This is a genomic window from Xanthomonas sp. F1 (assembly GCF_014199855.1).
In genome coordinates this window covers 1-15,808 of the sequence record NZ_JACHOK010000001.1, presented here as the reverse complement: position 1 = coordinate 15,808, position 15,808 = coordinate 1, and the positions used below count along the sequence as shown (strand labels likewise).

Below are 15,808 nucleotides of genomic sequence, written 5' to 3'. Positions count from 1 at the left end.
GTGCCAGCCGGCGCGGACTTGCCAAGCCGACAGGTAGCGATTATCTAATGGTCAGTCTCACGGGTTGATTCAATGCGCGCTTCCCCGGTCCATTCCAGCCTCGATCCGCGTGCCCGGCAACTGCTGCGCACGCTGATCTCGCGCTACATCCGCGACGGCGAGCCGGTCGGCTCGCAGACCCTGGCCAGGCACGCCGGGCTGGACGTGAGCCCGGCGACGATCCGCAACATCCTCGCCGACCTGGAGGACGCCGGGCTGCTCAGCTCGCCGCACACCTCGGCCGGGCGCGTGCCCACCGCCACCGGCTACCGGGTGTTCGTCGACAGCCTGGTGCAGATGCGCCCGCCGGCCGAGGGCGAGGTGGCGCGGCTGCGCGCGGAGATGGCCAACGCCGCCGGCACCCAGGCGCTGCTGGGCAGTGCCTCGGAACTGCTGTCGGCCATGACCCACTTCGTCGGCGTGGTCAGCGCGCCCAAGCGCGAGCAGTTCGCGTTCCGGCACATCGACTTCGTGCCGCTGGACGCGCGGCGGGTGCTGGCGATCCTGGTGTTCGCCGACAACGAGGTGCAGAACCGGGTGATCGAGCCGCGCAAGGCCTACGAGCCGGCCGAACTGGAGCGGGTGGCCAACTATCTGAACCGGCATTTCGCCGGGCGCGCGCTGGCCGACATCCGCGCCAGCCTGCTGCGCGACCTGCGCCACGCGCGCGACGAGATGGAGCAGTTGCTGGCGCACAGCGTCGAGCTGGCCGAGCAGGCGCTGGCCCCGGCCGGCGACGACATGGTGCTGGCCGGGCAGACCAAGCTGATGGGCGTGCAGGACCTGTCGGACCTGGAGCGGCTGCGCGAACTGTTCGAGGCCTTCGCCAGCAAGCGCGAGATCCTGCAGTTGCTCGAGCGCACGATCCGCGCGCCGGGCGTGCGCATCTTCATCGGCGAAGAGACTGGCATGGTGCCGCTGGAGAGCGTGTCGCTGGTGACCGCCCCGTACATGGCCGGCGGCCAGGTACTGGGCGTGCTCGGGGTGATCGGCCCCAAGCGCATGGACTACGACCGGGTCATCCCCTTGGTGCAGACCGCCGCCGACGTCCTCGGCGCCCGCCTGGACCCGTCCCCGCCCGGCGACCGCTGAGCCAGCGCTGGCGAAAGCGCCGCCGCCTCATCCGTCAGCAGGCCATCGAGCCGCGTCCGGGCGAATCCCCAATCCCCAATCCCCAATCCCGGCCTCACTTGAATCCGCCCGCGCCGCCCACATAGGTGGTCCGGTAAGGCGGGACGCACCCCGCCAGGGACCCGGACATGACGCAAGAACACCCCGAATTCGATTCCGAACACCTGACCGAGGCGCAGCAGCCCTCGACCGATCCGTTGCAGGCGGAGGTGGAGACGCTGCGCAGTGAGCTGGCTCTGGTCAAGGCCGATGCCCTGCGCGAGCGGGCCGACCTGGAGAACCAGCGCAAGCGCATCGCGCGCGACGTGGAGCAGGCGCGCAAGTTCGCCAACGAGCGCCTGCTCGGCGACCTGTTGCCGGTGTTCGACAGTCTGGACGCGGGGCTGACCGCCGCCGGCAGCGAGCCCAGCCCGCTGCGCGATGGCCTGGAACTGACCTACAAGCAGCTGCTCAAGGTCGCCGCCGACAACGGCCTGACCCTGCTCGACCCGACCGGCGAGCCGTTCAACCCGGAGCACCACCAGGCGATCAGCCAGGCCGAAGCCGAGGGCGTCCCCCCGGGCCATGTGATCCAGGTGTTCCAGAAGGGCTACCTGCTCAACGACCGCTTGCTGCGGCCCGCCCTGGTGGTGGTGGCCAAGCACGACTGAGCCGGACCGGCCGCCCGCGCCTGAACCCGGCGCGGCGGCAGTGGAACGCTAATTTGCGGCGATGGCTTGAATGACCCGCAGCCATCCCTATATCCGAACCAGATCCCGGCACTGGCCGGCTACACGACCTTTCAGGAGTCATTGCAATGGGCAAGATCATCGGCATCGACCTGGGCACGACCAATTCGTGCGTGGCGATCATGGACGGCGGCAAGGCCCGCGTCATCGAGAATTCCGAGGGTGACCGCACCACGCCTTCGATCGTCGCCTACACCAAGGACGGCGAAGTGCTGGTGGGCGCCTCGGCTAAGCGCCAGGCCGTCACCAACCCCAAGAACACCTTCTACGCGGTCAAGCGCCTGATCGGCCGCAAGTTCACCGACGCCGAAGTGCAGAAGGACATCGGCCTGGTGCCGTACGGCATCGTCCAGCACGACAACGGCGACGCCTGGGTGGCCACCGCCGACGGGCGCAAGCTGGCCTCGCAGGAAATCTCCGCGCAGGTGCTGGAGAAGATGAAGAAGACCGCCGAGGCGTTCCTGGGCGAGACCGTCACCGAGGCGGTCATCACCGTGCCGGCGTACTTCAACGACAGCCAGCGCCAGGCGACCAAGGACGCCGGCCGCATCGCCGGCCTGGACGTCAAGCGCATCATCAACGAGCCGACCGCCGCGGCGCTGGCCTACGGCCTGGACAAGGGCCAGGGCGGCGACCGCAAGATCGCGGTGTACGACCTGGGCGGCGGCACCTTCGACGTGTCGATCATCGAGATCGCCAACGTCGACGGCGAGAAGCAGTTCGAAGTGCTGGCCACCAACGGCGACACCTTCCTGGGCGGCGAAGACTTCGACAAGCGCGTCATCGACTACCTGGTGGAAGAGTTCAACAAGGACCAGGGTATCGACCTGCGCAAGGATCCGCTGGCGCTGCAGCGCCTGAAGGACGCCGCCGAGCGCGCCAAGATCGAGCTGTCGTCCTCGCAGCAGACCGAAGTCAACCTGCCGTACGTCACCGCCGACGCGTCGGGCCCGAAGCACCTCAACATCAAGCTGACCCGGGCCAAGCTCGAGGCGCTGGTGGAGGACCTGGTCAAGCGCACCATCGATCCGTGCCGCACCGCGCTGAACGACGCCGGCTTGCGCGCCAGCGACATCACCGAGGTGATCCTGGTCGGTGGCCAGACCCGCATGCCGAAGGTGCAGCAGGCGGTGGCCGAGTTCTTCGGCAAGGAGCCGCGCAAGGACGTCAACCCCGACGAGGCCGTGGCGCTGGGCGCCGCGATCCAGGGCGGCGTGCTGGCCGGCGACGTCAAGGACGTGCTGCTGCTCGACGTGACCCCGCTGAGCCTGGGCATCGAGACCCTGGGCGGCGTGTTCACCAAGATCATCGAGAAGAACACCACCATCCCGACCAAGGCCTCGCAGGTGTTCTCCACCGCCGAGGACAACCAGTCGGCAGTGACCGTGCACGTGCTGCAGGGCGAGCGCGAACAGGCCCGCTACAACAAGTCGCTGGCCAAGTTCGACCTGTCCGGCATCGAGCCGGCGCCGCGCGGCCTGCCGCAGGTGGAAGTGTCCTTCGACATCGACGCCAACGGCATCCTGCACGTGTCGGCCAAGGACAAGAAGACCAACAAGGAACAGAAGGTCGAGATCAAGGCCGGTTCCGGTCTGTCGGACGACGAGATCCAGCGGATGGTCGCCGACGCGGAAGCCAACCGCGAGGAAGACAAGAAGTTCCACGAGCTGGTGCAGGCGCGCAACCAGGCCGACGGCCTGATCCACGCCACCCGCAGCGCGATCACCGAGCACGGCAGCAAGGTCGGTGGCGACGTCATCGGCAAGGTCGAGTCGGCGCTGGCGGATCTGGAAACCGCGATGAAGGGCGACGACAAGGGCCAGATCGAGGCCAAGACCAAGGCGCTGGAAGAGGCCGGTCAGTCGCTGTACGCGGCCGCGGCGGCGGGCGAGCAGCAGCCGGGCGGCAACGCCGGCGGCGCGCACGCGTCCTCGGCCCAGTCCGACGACGTGGTCGACGCCGAGTTCACCGAGGTCAAGGACGACAAGAAGTAAGGCCGGGATTTGGGATTTGGGAGTGGGGATTCGCAAGGCCTTGTCCTGGTGGGTTCCCGCTCCGATCCCTGTCCATGCAGTGCTTGCAAAAGCGGAAGAGCCCTGGCTCTCCGCTTTTGCCTTGAACGAATCCCGACTCTCGAATCTCGAATCCCCGCCCCATGAGCAAACGCGACTATTACGAAGTGCTGGGTGTGGCCCGCACCGCCAGCGACGACGAGCTGAAGAAGGCCTATCGCCGTTGCGCGATGAAGTACCACCCGGACCGCAATCCCGGCGACCAAGCCGCCGAGGCCGCGTTCAAGGAATGCAAGGAAGCCTATGAGGTGCTCTCCGACGGCAACCGCCGGCGCATGTACGATGCGCACGGCCACGCCGCGTTCGAGCACGGCATGGGCGGGATGGGCGGTGGTCCCGGCGGCCCGGACATGGGCGATATCTTCGGCGACATCTTCGGCAACATCTTCGGTGGCGCCGGCGGTGGCGGACGTGCGCCGCGGCGTGGCGCCGACATCGGCTACGTGCTGGAGCTGGACCTGGAAGAAGCGGTGGCCGGCATCGAGCGCCGCATCGAGATTCCGACCCTGAGCGAATGCGAGCACTGCCACGGCAGCGGCTCGGAGGACGGCAAGGTCGAGACCTGCGGCACCTGCCATGGCCGCGGCCAGGTGCGCATCCAGCGCGGCATCTTCGCCATGCAGCAGACCTGCCCGCATTGCGCCGGCCGCGGCCAGACCGTGCAGAACCCGTGCGGCCAGTGCCACGGTGCCGGGCGCGTGGAAGAGACCAAGGTGCTGTCGGTGAAGATCCCCGCCGGCGTCGACAACGGCGACCGCATCCGCCTGTCGGGCGAGGGCGAAGCCGGTCCGGCCGGTACCCCGCCGGGCGATCTGTACGTGGAAGTGCGGGTGCGCGAGCATGCGATCTTCCAGCGCGACGGCGACGACCTGCACTGCGAAGTGCCGATCCGCATTTCGCAGGCGGCGCTGGGTGACACCGTGCGCGTGGCCACCCTGGGCGGCGAGGCGGAGATCCGTATTCCGGCCGAGACCCAGACCGGCAAGCTGTTCCGCCTGCGCGGCAAGGGCGTGCGCTCGGTGCGCAGCCGCAGCGAAGGCGATCTGTACTGCCGGGTGGTGGTGGAAACGCCGATCAACCTCACCGCCGACCAGCGCAAGCTGCTGGAACAGTTCGAGTCCACCTTCACCGGCGAGGACGCGCGCAAGCATTCGCCGAAGTCGGCCACCTTCATCGATGGCGTGAAGGGGTTCTGGGACCGGATGACGTCGTAGGCCGGGATTGGGGATTTGGGATTCGGGATGACAGCCTGCGGCTGTTGAAAGCAGGGACGGCCAGCTGAAAGCCGGGATTCCGGATTTTCCAAGCGTTCCTGGCTGCTGCTGTGCTTTTTGTGGGAGGGGCTTCAGCCCCGACGCTTTATTGTCAAAGTGTCGCGGCTGGAGCCGCTCCTGCAGCGGAATGTTTTGCTGGAATGTTTCGCCCGCTGCGTGCAGCGGAGATATCAAGATTTTCGATTCCGGATGCGTGGACGTCCTTCCGCATCCTGGCTCCCTGTTGTAGGAGCGGCTTCAGCCGCGACGCTTTCTCGTCGGAGCGCCGCAGCTGAGGCCGTTGTTGCTGAAAGCCATGCAACACGTCTATAGGCGCGCATCCCGAGCGCACTGGTGCCAGCGCTACACTACGGCGATGAACGCTCCCGCCGATAGCTCCGCCGCTAGTCATCTCATCCATGGCCGCCGCCAGCGCCCCGACGGGCCGGTGCCGGTCGACGTCATCTCCGTGCAGTCGCAACTCGTCTATGGCCACGCCGGCAACAGCGCGGCGGTGCCGCCGCTGCGCGCGCTGGGCCTGCGCGTGGCCGAGATCCCGACCACGCTGCTGAGCAATGCGCCGTTCTACGCCACCTTGCGCGGCAAGGTGCTGCCGTCGGACTGGTTCGCCGACCTGCTGCTCGGCGCCAGCGAACGCGGCCTGCCGCAACGCGCGCGCATGCTGGTGTCCGGCTACTTCGGCAGCGTCGGCAACGGTGCCGCGTTCGCCGACTGGCTCGACGCGACGCTGCCGCAGTGCCCGACGCTGCGCTATTGCCTGGACCCGGTGATCGGCGATACGCATACCGGTCCCTACGTGGAGCCGGGCCTGGAAGCGATCTTCGCCGAGCGCCTGTTGCCGCACGCGTGGCTGGTGACGCCGAATGCGTTCGAACTCGGCCGCCTGACCGGTATGCCGGCGCTGGCCCAGGACGAGGCGATCGCCGCGGCGCGCGTGTTGCTGGCGCGCGGACCGCAGTGGGTGCTTGCCCACAGCGTCGGTGGCGATGCCGGGCAACTGGTGACGCTGGCGGTGAGCGACGAGGCGGTCTACCGCTGGTGCTCGCCATTGCTGCCGGTGGACGTGGCCGGTACCGGCGATGTGCTGATGGCCCTGCTGGTGGCCTTCCTGCTGCGCGGCGACAGTTTCGAAGCGGCGATCGGTCGCGCCATCGCCGGCGTGCACGCGGCGCTGGAGGCGACCCAGGCTGCGGATGTGGAAGAGCTGGACGTGTTGGCGGCGGCGCCGGCCGCACTGGCGACGCCGCTGCGTTTCGTCGCCGAGCGCCTGGCGTGAGCCTGCGCCCGGTCGTCGGCATCGTTGGGAGCGCCGGCGCGTATGGCCGCTGGCTGAGCCGCTTCTTTCGCGAACGCATGCAGCTGGACGTGATCGGCCACGATCCGGCCGATCCGCAGTCGCTGGCGCCGGAAGCGCTGCTGCAGCAGGCGCAGGTGCTGATCTTCTCCGCCCCGATCCGGCACACGCCGGCGCTGATCGGCGAGTACGCGCAGCGCGCCGGCGGCCGCGAACGCGGCCAATTGTGGCTGGACGTCACCTCGGTCAAGGCCGCGCCGGTGGCGGCAATGCTGGCCTCGCAGGCGGAAGTGGCCGGCCTGCATCCAATGACCGCGCCGCCGAAGTCGCCCACGCTCAAGGGCCGCGTGCTGGTGGTGTGCGAGGCGCGGGTGGCGCAATGGCAGCCCTGGCTGCAGCAGCTGTACGCGGCGCTGGAAGGCGAGTGCGTGCGCAGCACGCCCGAGCACCACGACCGGGTGATGGCGCTGGTGCAGGCGATGGTCCACGCCACGCACCTGGCCCAGGCAGGGGTGCTGCGCGAGCATGCGCCGGCGCTGGGGCCGTTGCAGGCCTTGTTGCCGTATCGCTCGGCCTCGTTCGAGCTGGATACCGCGATCATTGCGCGCATCCTGGCGTTGAATCCCGCGATCTACGAAGACATCCAGTTCGGCAATCCGCACGTCGGCGACATACTCGATGGACTGATCGCGCAGCTGTCGCGGCTACGCGCGCAGGTCGGCCGCGGCGACGATGCGGCCCGCGCGCAGTTTCGTGCCGAGTTCCTCGACGCCAACCGGCAGGCGCTGGGCGAGGCGGCGATCGCCCAGGGCAATTACAGCTACGAGCGGGTCGGCTACCTGCTGGCCGATCTGACCGAGCAGGCCACGCTCAGCGTGTATCTGCCGGAGGATCGCGCCGGTTCGCTGCGCGCGCTGTTGCACGTGTTCGAGCGCCATGGCGTCAACCTGGCCTCGATCCATTCCTCGCGTACGCAGGCGGGCGAATTGCACTTCCGGCTCGGCTTCGATCCGGGCAGCGATGCCGTGGCCGTGCGCAGCGCCGCGGCGGAGATCGATGCCAGCGGAATCGGGCGCGTGTTGGCGGGCTGACTTCTGCGGTCGTTAGGGCTTGCGTGATCGCGAGTACGAGCGGTCGCTGCTAAAGCCGCTCCTACGACGGCCGTTGCGTGCTTTTGTAGGAGTGGCTTTAGCCGCGACCATGCAACGCGCGAGACGCGTTGAGGGGAGCCACCAACGACTGCTCGCAATTCATCCACAGCGCATGTGGATGGTCACTGCGCAAACATGTGGATAACTGTCGTCGCGTCTTGCAGGGCAAGCCTGTCAAGCGGTGTGGCGAAAAAATGACCAGTTCGCCGCCAGCGCCCCGAACGCCAGCGCGGTGACGGGGCAGGGCGGCGACGCGTGACCGTTGCGCTAGACCGCGGTCAAGGTCAACTCGCCGCCAGTGGTGACGAACTGTTGGCCGCGGCGGATCAGCTTGCGGCCGTCGGCCAGTTCGTAGCGCAGCCCGCTGTCGGCGTGCGGGTCGTGCTGTGCCTGCTGCTGGCGCGGCGCATCGTCCTGGAACTCGGTGATCAGATAGGCCTCGCCATCGGGACCGAGGGCAGGCAATTGGCGAAAGGACATCGGGAGCCTCCTGTCGAACGCTGCATCGAATGCGGGACGCCTCTGCGGCGGTTGCGATACGCGCGGACCGCAGCAGACGCGGCTCGACCGTAGTCCCGCCGCCGTTAGCGTGGCGTGCTCAGTCGATGAACTGCAGGCGAGCGAGTTCGGCGTACAACCCGTCCTGCGCCAGCAGCTCGGCGTGGGTGCCCTGGGCGACGATGCGGCCGTGGTCCATCACCACGATGCGGTCGGCCTTGAGCACGGTCGCCAGGCGGTGCGCGATCACCAGCGTGGTACGTCCCGCCATCAGCCGCTCCAGCGCATGCTGCACGGCGTTTTCGCTTTGCGCGTCCAGGGCGCTGGTGGCCTCGTCCAGCAACAGGATCGGCGCGTCCTTGAGCAGGGCGCGGGCGATGGCGATGCGTTGCTGCTGGCCGCCGGACAGGCGTGCGCCGCGCTCGCCCAGTTCGCTGGCGTAGCCGTCGGGCAGCTGCCGCAGGAACGCATCGGCTTCGGCCGCGCGCGCGGCCGCCTCGACCTCGGCCGCGCTGGCCTCGAGCCGACCGTAGCGGATGTTGTCGGCGGCGCTGGCGGCGAACAGGGTCGGGTGCTGCGGCACCAGCCCGATCGCCTCACGCAGCTGCGACGGATCCAGGGTGCGCAGATCGAGGCCGTCCACCTCCACGCTGCCGGATTGCGGATCGTGGAAGCGCATCAGCAGCGCCAGCACCGTGCTCTTGCCGGCGCCGGAGGGGCCGACCAGGGCGACGCTCTCGCCGGGCCGCACGTGCAGGTCGAAGCCATCCAGCGCCGGGTGATCGGGACGCTGCGGGTAGCGGAAGCTGACGTTGTCGAAGCGCACCTCGCCGCGCAGTGGCTGCGGCAACGCAAGCGGTTGCGCCGGTGCGACCACTTCGGGGCGTTCCTGGAACAGTTCGGCGATGCGGCCCATGCCGCCAGCGGCGCGCTGCAGGTCGTTCCAGACTTCGGCCAGCGAGGCGACCGAGCCGCCGCCGAACATGGCGTACAGCACGAACTGGCCGAGCGCGCCGGCGCTGAGTTCGCCGGCGGCCACTTCGTGCGCGCCCGACCACAGCACCAGCACGATGGCGCCGAAGATCAGCACGATGGCCGCAGCGGTGATCAGCGCCTGTGCACCGACCCGGCGCCGTGCCACTGCTACGGTCTGCGCCAGCGCCTCGCCGAAGCGGCCGCGTTCGTAGCCTTCGCGCGCGTACGCCTGCACCGTGCGCACCGCGCCCAGGGTCTCGGCGGCCAGGGTGTTGGCGTCGGCGACGCGATCCTGGCTGGCGCGCGAGATCTTCTGCAGCCGCCGCGCGCCGAGCACGATCGGCAAGACCGCCAGCGGGATGCCGAGCAGGGTGTAGGCGGCCAGGTGCGGGCTGGTGACGCACAGCATCACCACGCTGCCGACCGCGGTGACCATGCTGCGCAGCGCCACCGACATGGTGCTGCCGATCACGCCACGCAGCAGTTCGCTGTCGGCGGACAGGCGCGACACCAGTTCGCCGCTGCGGTTGCGGTCGTGGAAGCCGGCATGCAGGCCGATCAGGTGCGTATACAGGCGTTCGCGCAGGTCGGCGACCACCTTCTCGCCGAGCAGCGACACGAAATAGAAGCGCGTGGCCGTGGCCACCGCCAGCACCAGCGCGACGGCGAACAGCAGGGCGAACGACTGGTTGATGCGGCTGCTGTCGCTGAAGCCGTGGTCGATCATCTGCCGCACCGCCACCGGCAGGCTCAGCGTGGCGCTGGAGGAGACCGCCAGCGCCACCAACCAGGCGACGAGCAGGCCGCGCCGGCGACGCACGAACGGCCACAGGGTGCGCAGGCTGCCGAGTCTGCGCAGCGACTTGGCCTGATCGGCCGACGGGGTGTTCATGCGGGGGCGGGTTCCGAACAGCGGACCCGATTGCGAGTGGCGTCGCGCAGGCGGGTTTTCAAGGCGTCCACGCGATCGCTGGGCAGGCGCAGGCGCAATTCGGCGCCGCCGGCATCGAAGCGTTCATCGAGTTTTTCCGCGGCGCAGGCGCTCAGTGCGGCATGCACCACGCCCAGGTCGTCGAAGCCGCAGTGCAGGGTCAGCAGGCTCAACGCCAGCAGCGGTTGCCGCGGCGCCAGCCGCAGGCATTCGGCCGCGCTACCGCCGTAGGCGCGGACCAGGCCGCCGGCGCCGAGCTTGATGCCGCCGTACCAGCGTGTGACCACCACCACCACGCGGTCAAAGCCCTGGCCGTCGATTGCGGCCAGGATCGGCCGGCCGGCGGTGCCGGCGGGCTCGCCGTCGTCGCTGGAGCGGTACTCGTCGCCATGGCGGTAGGCCCAGCAATTGTGGGTGGCGTCGGCCACCGTCACCTGTTGCAGGAACGCCAGCGCCGCGCCGGCGTCGGCGATCGGCGCGGCATGCGCCAGGAAGCGGCTGTGCTTGATCTCCACGCTGTGGCTGACGGGGTGCGGGAGCGTATCGGGCATCGGCGGCATTGTAGACGAGCCGCGACGTCGGCCTGTTGCGCCGGCGCCGGGGGCCGCGCGGCTCAGTCCTGCAGCAGCGTGCGCAGGTCGGCGGGCAGCGCGCGGTGCGGGTGCGTGCGCTGGAAGCGCAGCAGGCTGGCGCGGGCGGCGTCCAGTTCGCCCTCGTCGCGGCGCTCGCGGATCCGCTGCAGCCAGCGCCGTGGCGGCAAGCGCGCATCGGCCTCCACTGCGACCTCCACCGTGGCCGTCACGGCACCGGTGGCGGGCATGGGTTCCGGCGTTGCGCCTGCGGGAGCTGCAGGCGACGTCGAAGGGCGCAGCGAGAGCGCCTCCGACGCCTCGGCCGCAGCGGCCTGCGCGCGCGCGGAGGTCGCCAGTTTGGCCTGGTGGGCGTTGTCGGTAGGGGCGCTGCGCGCCCAGGTGTCCTGCGCCGTCGCCGCACGCGCCGGTGCGCGCAAGGCCATCGCAGCCGGTGCGGCTTGCTGTTCCGTGGCCGGTTCGGGAGACGGCTCGCTGCTGTCGGCCGCGATTGCCGGCGGTGGCGGGGCCGGCGGTGCAGCGGGCGCCACCCTGGGCGGTGGCACGGGAGGGGCAAGGCGCTTCGTGGGCACCGGCTTGGACGCCTGCGGCTGCGGCACACGCTCCAGCAGTGGTGCGGCAGGCGCTTCCGCTGCCCCGCGCGCCGAGGTCGCAGGGGCGGGCGCTGCTGTCTCGGAGACTGCCGGCACGTCGATGGCCTGCGCCTGCTCCGCGGAAGAGGGTGCCGGCGATGCGACGGGCGCAGGCGTGGCGTCGCTGTCCGGAGCGGTTGCCTGGGCTGGCGCTGCCGCCGGTGCCGGTGTGGAGGGCGCCGGCGGACGTCCGCGCCAGGCGATGCCGGCCACCAGCACCAGCGAGGCGGCCACGCCGAGCCAGGTCGGCCAGCGTGACCGCGACGCCGCCGCCGGGGCGGCGCGCGCTGCAGGAGCGTCGGCCGTCGCTTTCGCTTCAGCAGAGGGGGGCGGCGGCATCGCCGTGGCGGCCTGCGCCCGCGCCCGCTCCGCGGCGCTGCTGGGATACTCCGGAACCTCGGCGGCACCCGGTGCGACCGCCGCGCGCGCGGCGGCCAGGATCGCCGCATCCAGCGCCGGCGGCGGCAGTGCCTGCCGGCCCAGGCGCAGACGCTCGGCCAGCGCGCGCTCTTCCGGGGTCAGCGGTTCGTCGGCGCTCATCCGCCCAGCCTCGCGCGCAGTTTGTCCATCGCATAGCGCAGCCGCGACTTGACCGTCTCGCGGCCGACGCCGGTGATCTGCCCGATCTCGTCCAGGCTCAATTCCTGCTCCAGGCGCAGCAGCAGCACGTCGCGTTGCTCCTCGGGAAGCGCATCCAGGGCCAGTTGCAGCTGGCGCCGTTGTTCGAAGGCGGACAATTGCCGCTCCGGGGTATCGGGGTCCTGCACGCGGGCGGTGCGCAGGTCGGCGTCGGCCGGTGCCGGCGGTCGATGCCTGGCGGCGCGCCAGTGGTCGCCGAGCCGATTGTGGGCGATGCGCAGCAGCCAAGTGGTGAACGCGGCCTGCGGCTGCCAGTCCAGGCGCGCGGCGATCACCCGCTGCCACACGTCCTGGAACAGTTCTTCGGCCAGCGCACGGTCGCGCAGCTGCCGCAGCAGGTACTGATACAGACGGCCGCGATGGCGAAGGTACAAGGTCTCGAACGCGCGCGCGTCGCCGGCCGCGTAGGCCAGCATCAGGGCTTCGTCGCTCGCTTCGACCGGGGCATCCACGGCGGCAAGCCTAAGCGTTCCCCGGGCCGGCGCATAGTCGGGAAGCGGGGGCCGGGAAGAGGCCGGCAATGGCGGAAGTTCGGACAACATGTGTAGACAAACGCCCATCTCGCCACTTCGGGGTCGAGCGGGCGTCGATCGGTGCATGCAACAGGTATGCTGATGGTGAAGGGCGAGCGTGGAGCAGTTCCGGGGGGCCCTGCAGGAGTTGTCGTCGATGCTGTTCAATTCGTCCACCATCGTCCGCGAAGACCCAGCCAGCGGCCATGCCCCCGCCCGCACGGCGCAGGCCTTGTGCGGCCTGCTGCCGCCCGGCAGCGCCGTGGTGATCGGCTGCGGCGACGGCGTGGTCGGGCGCCTCCACGGCGCCAGCGCGGAGGCGCCGGAGTGGCTGCAGGCGCTGGTCGCCCAGACGCTGGCCGCCACCGAGTTGCCGCCGTCTACGACGCCGACGGTACTGCACGTGCACCGCACCGCCGAGGGTGCCTGCGTGGCCATCGGCGCGCAGGTGAAGCAGCCGCTGGACGCAGCGCGCCGCGCGGCCTGGTGCGAGGCCGCGGTCGCGTTCGGCCTGAATCTGCTCGACACCGAGCGCATGCGCGCGCGCATCGAGGGCCTGGAAAAATCCAAGCAGCTGCAGCAGGCGCTGTACGAGATCGCCGACCTGGCCGGCGCCGATCTGGAAATGAGCCAGATGCTGCAGCGCGTGCACGCCGTGCTCGAATCTCTGATGTATGCGGAGAACTGCTACATCGTCGAGTACGACGAAGACCAGCAGAGCATGCGTTTCCTGTACTTCTCCGACCGCCACGACGACTTTGTTGCCGACCCGGAGCAGACCTACTTCCTGCACGACATGCCGCACAGCCTCACCTTCGCCCTGCTGCGCCATGGTCGCGCGGTGCGCGGGCCGTCGGAACAGGTGCGTGAACGCCTGCAGGTCGGCGACAACGTCGGCCACGGTCCGGAGAGCCGCGACTGGCTGGGCGTGCCGATGCTGCGCGAGGGCCGTGTGTGCGGGGCGATCGTGGTGCAGAACTACGATTACGCGCTGCGCTACACCGACGCCGACCGCGCGCTGCTGGCCTACGTGGCGCAGCACGTGCAGACCGCGATGGACCGGCGCCACGCGCAGGTGCAGCTGGAGCGACGGGTGGACCTGCGCACCCAGGAACTGCAGCGTGCCAACTGCGACCTGCAGGACGAGATCCAAGAGCGCAAGCGCGCCGAGATGCTGCAGCTGGCGCTGTTCCGCATCGCCGAGCTGGCGATCCGCTCGGAGAGCCTGCAGCAGTTCTACACCGAGGTGCACGCCATCGTCGGCGGGCTGATCGACGCTCGCAATCTGTACATCGCCCTGCTGTCCGACGACGACACGATGCTGGAGTTCGTGTATTCGGTGGACGAGTTCACCCCGTACCGCCCGCAACGGCGCCGCGGCCGCGGACTGACCGAGTACGTGATGCGGGTGCGGCGTCCGCAGCTGCTCGAACTGGCCGACATCGACGCCTTGCTGGCGCAGGACGAGGTGCAGGAATACGGCCAGCGTCCCTACAGCTGGCTGGGCGCGCCGCTGTTCGACGAGGGCGAGGTGATCGGCGCGATCGTGGTGCAGAGCTACGTCGCCAAGGTGCGTTTCACCGAGCACGACCAGCGCCTGCTGACCTTCGTCGCGCACAACGTCGGCAGCGGCCTGGCGCGGCAGCGCGCGCAGGAACGGTTGCGGCTGGCGCACGCGGAACTGGAACAGCGCGTGGAGGAGCGCACCCGCGAGCTGGCCGAGGTCAACGAGCAGTTGCTTGCGCAGATCGCCGAACGCTGGCGCGCCGAGCAGCGCCTGACCCATCAGGCGCTGCACGATGCGCTGACCGGCTTGCCGAACCGCTCGCATCTGCTCGACCGGCTCAGCGAGGCGATCGCCCGCGCGCGCGGCGGCGGCAAGACCTTCGCCGTGCTGTTCCTGGATCTGGACCGGTTCAAGCTGGTCAACGACAGCATCGGTCACGCCGCCGGCGACGAGATGCTGGTGCAGGTGGCCAAGCGCATCGTCTCCACGATCCGCGGTCAGGACGTGGTGGCGCGCCTGGGCGGCGACGAGTTCGCGGTGCTGACGCCGTCCGAGCACGGCCTGGACGGCGCGCGCGAGCTGGCGCGGCGCCTGCTGCACGTGCTCGGCCAGCCAATGTGGGTGGCCGGTCGCGAGTTGTTCCCGTCGGGCAGCCTGGGCATCGCCGCCTGGCATCCGCGCTACCACAACGGCGAGGAGATGCTGCGCGACGCGGACGCGGCCATGTACCGGGCCAAGGCGCAGACCCAGGATCGCTGCGTGGTGTTCGACGAGGCCATGCGCGAGGCGGCGCTGCGCAGTCTCGATCTGGAGGCCGACCTGCGCCGCGCGATCAACAACCGCGACTTCGAGCCGTTCTACCAGCCGATCGTGCGCCTGCACGATGGCGAGGTGATCGGCCACGAAGCCCTGTTGCGCTGGCGCCACGAGAGCCGCGGGCTGCTGGTGCCGAGCCAGTTCATCGACCTGGGCGAGGAGAGCGGCCTGATCGAGCAGGTGGACTGGCTGTTGTACGCGCAGGTGATCCGGCGCCTGGCGCAGAGCGAGGGCGGCTACGTGTCGGTCAACGTCTCGCCGCGGCACTTCCGTTCGCCCGATTTCACCGAGCGGCTGTTCGGGCTGATCGACACCGCCGGCGCCGATCCGCGCCGCCTGCGCGTGGAAATCACCGAGGTGGCGCTGCTCGACGACGCGCCGCGTACCCTGGCCATCCTGCAGGCGCTGCGCGAGCGCGGCGTGTTGGCGCAACTGGACGACTTCGGCACCGGCTTCTCGGCGCTGTCGTATCTGCACCGCTTCCCGATCTCGGTGCTGAAGATCGACCAGAGCTTCGTCGCCGGCCTGCAGGACGAGGGCAGCACCGGCAGTCATGCGCTGGTGCGCGGCATCCTCGCCCTGGCCAGCACGCTGGGCATCGAGACGGTGGGCGAGGGCATCGAGACCGAGCAGCAACTGGCGACATTGCGCGAACTGGGTTGCGATTACGGGCAGGGCTATCTGCTCGGGCGTCCGGCGGCTGCGCCGCAGCAGTTCTGAGGCGATCGAATGCGGCGCGCGTCGCCATGTGCGAGGCGCTCGCTGTCGGCACGCGCCCGTTGGCCGCAGTGCGATGCGCCGCGGCGCGTTTGTTCGATTGGCGCCTGCGTCATCTCGAGACGCTGGAGCGACTGAAGGTTTCGCATCGCAGCTTGTTGTGTAGGAGCGGCTTCAGCCGCGACGGGCTTTCTCGGTAAAGCCCCGTCGCGGCTGAAGCCGCTTGTGTCAAATGAGGGTTTATCGTTTTAGGTGAGAGCGGAGTGCGGCAGGCCGTTTAGCCGCAGTGCCAAGCGAGCACG

General features: G+C 69.7%; 12 protein-coding genes. 7 read left to right on the top strand and 5 right to left on the bottom strand.

Annotation, left to right across the window (positions count from 1 at the left end):
• Window positions 1-72 precede the first annotated feature (72 nt).
• From hrcA to GGR71_RS00035, 6 genes are all read left to right on the top strand, one after another.
• Entirely contained in the window at window positions 73-1,131 is a 1,059-nt protein-coding gene (gene hrcA / locus GGR71_RS00060; protein ID WP_160956966.1) for a heat-inducible transcriptional repressor HrcA, read from the top strand.
• 167 nt (window positions 1,132-1,298) lie between these two features.
• Entirely contained in the window at window positions 1,299-1,820 is a 522-nt protein-coding gene (grpE, locus tag GGR71_RS00055; RefSeq protein ID WP_160956965.1) for a nucleotide exchange factor GrpE, read from the top strand.
• A gap of 146 nt (window positions 1,821-1,966) precedes the next feature.
• Entirely contained in the window at window positions 1,967-3,892 is a 1,926-nt protein-coding gene (gene dnaK, locus GGR71_RS00050; protein ID WP_160956964.1) for a molecular chaperone DnaK, read from the top strand.
• 161 nt (window positions 3,893-4,053) lie between these two features.
• Window positions 4,054-5,184, top strand: a complete 1,131-nt coding sequence (dnaJ, locus tag GGR71_RS00045; RefSeq protein WP_048491379.1) for a molecular chaperone DnaJ — start codon at window positions 4,054-4,056, stop codon at window positions 5,182-5,184.
• 415 nt (window positions 5,185-5,599) lie between these two features.
• Window positions 5,600-6,520: a pyridoxal kinase gene (gene pdxY / locus GGR71_RS00040; RefSeq protein ID WP_184451541.1), complete on the top strand. Its 921-nt coding sequence runs from the start codon at window positions 5,600-5,602 to the stop codon at window positions 6,518-6,520.
• Entirely contained in the window at window positions 6,517-7,629 is a 1,113-nt protein-coding gene (locus tag GGR71_RS00035; protein ID WP_160956962.1) for a prephenate dehydrogenase, read from the top strand. The genes pdxY and GGR71_RS00035 overlap by 4 nt, the downstream gene beginning before the upstream one ends.
• Before the next feature lie 327 nt (window positions 7,630-7,956).
• On the opposite strand, the gene GGR71_RS00030 is transcribed toward GGR71_RS00035, so the two are convergent.
• The 5 genes from GGR71_RS00030 to GGR71_RS00010 all read right to left on the bottom strand — a co-directional run bounded on the left by GGR71_RS00030 (window position 7,957) and on the right by GGR71_RS00010 (window position 12,406).
• Window positions 7,957-8,169, bottom strand: coding sequence for a hypothetical protein (locus GGR71_RS00030; protein ID WP_010344257.1), 213 nt, complete (start codon window positions 8,167-8,169; stop codon window positions 7,957-7,959).
• 118 nt (window positions 8,170-8,287) lie between these two features.
• Window positions 8,288-10,054, bottom strand: coding sequence for an ABC transporter transmembrane domain-containing protein (locus GGR71_RS00025; RefSeq protein ID WP_160956961.1), 1,767 nt, complete (start codon window positions 10,052-10,054; stop codon window positions 8,288-8,290).
• On the bottom strand, window positions 10,051-10,644 hold the full coding sequence (locus GGR71_RS00020; protein ID WP_184451539.1) for an IMPACT family protein: 594 nt from the start codon (window positions 10,642-10,644) through the stop codon (window positions 10,051-10,053). Before GGR71_RS00020 ends, GGR71_RS00025 begins: the two co-directional genes overlap by 4 nt.
• Before the next feature lie 62 nt (window positions 10,645-10,706).
• Window positions 10,707-11,855 carry a hypothetical protein gene (locus GGR71_RS00015; protein WP_160956959.1) on the bottom strand — a complete coding sequence of 383 codons (1,149 nt, stop codon included), beginning with the start codon at window positions 11,853-11,855 and terminating at the stop codon, window positions 10,707-10,709.
• Window positions 11,852-12,406, bottom strand: coding sequence for an RNA polymerase sigma factor (locus GGR71_RS00010; RefSeq protein WP_048491386.1), 555 nt, complete (start codon window positions 12,404-12,406; stop codon window positions 11,852-11,854). The genes GGR71_RS00015 and GGR71_RS00010 overlap by 4 nt, the downstream gene beginning before the upstream one ends.
• 217 nt (window positions 12,407-12,623) lie before the next feature.
• On the opposite strand from GGR71_RS00010, the gene GGR71_RS00005 reads away from it, so the two are divergent.
• The gene (locus GGR71_RS00005) at window positions 12,624-15,509 is read left to right on the top strand and encodes a bifunctional diguanylate cyclase/phosphodiesterase (protein WP_160956958.1); all 2,886 of its coding nucleotides are present in this window, start codon (window positions 12,624-12,626) and stop codon (window positions 15,507-15,509) included.
• The last annotated feature ends 299 nt before the right edge of the window (window positions 15,510-15,808 follow it).

Excerpts from the sequence above, each read along its gene's own strand:
- hrcA (WP_160956966.1), top strand. The coding sequence starts at position 73 with ATGCGCGCTTCCCCGGTCCATTCCAGCCTCGATCCGCGTGCCCGGCAA.
- grpE (WP_160956965.1), top strand. The coding sequence starts at position 1,299 with ATGACGCAAGAACACCCCGAATTCGATTCCGAACACCTGACCGAGGCG.
- dnaK (WP_160956964.1), top strand. The coding sequence starts at position 1,967 with ATGGGCAAGATCATCGGCATCGACCTGGGCACGACCAATTCGTGCGTG.
- dnaJ (WP_048491379.1), top strand. The coding sequence starts at position 4,054 with ATGAGCAAACGCGACTATTACGAAGTGCTGGGTGTGGCCCGCACCGCC.
- pdxY (WP_184451541.1), top strand. The coding sequence starts at position 5,600 with ATGAACGCTCCCGCCGATAGCTCCGCCGCTAGTCATCTCATCCATGGC.
- GGR71_RS00030 (WP_010344257.1), bottom strand. The coding sequence starts at position 8,169 with ATGTCCTTTCGCCAATTGCCTGCCCTCGGTCCCGATGGCGAGGCCTAT.
- GGR71_RS00025 (WP_160956961.1), bottom strand. The coding sequence starts at position 10,054 with ATGAACACCCCGTCGGCCGATCAGGCCAAGTCGCTGCGCAGACTCGGC.
- GGR71_RS00020 (WP_184451539.1), bottom strand. The coding sequence starts at position 10,644 with ATGCCCGATACGCTCCCGCACCCCGTCAGCCACAGCGTGGAGATCAAG.
- GGR71_RS00015 (WP_160956959.1), bottom strand. The coding sequence starts at position 11,855 with ATGAGCGCCGACGAACCGCTGACCCCGGAAGAGCGCGCGCTGGCCGAG.
- GGR71_RS00005 (WP_160956958.1), top strand. The coding sequence starts at position 12,624 with ATGCTGTTCAATTCGTCCACCATCGTCCGCGAAGACCCAGCCAGCGGC.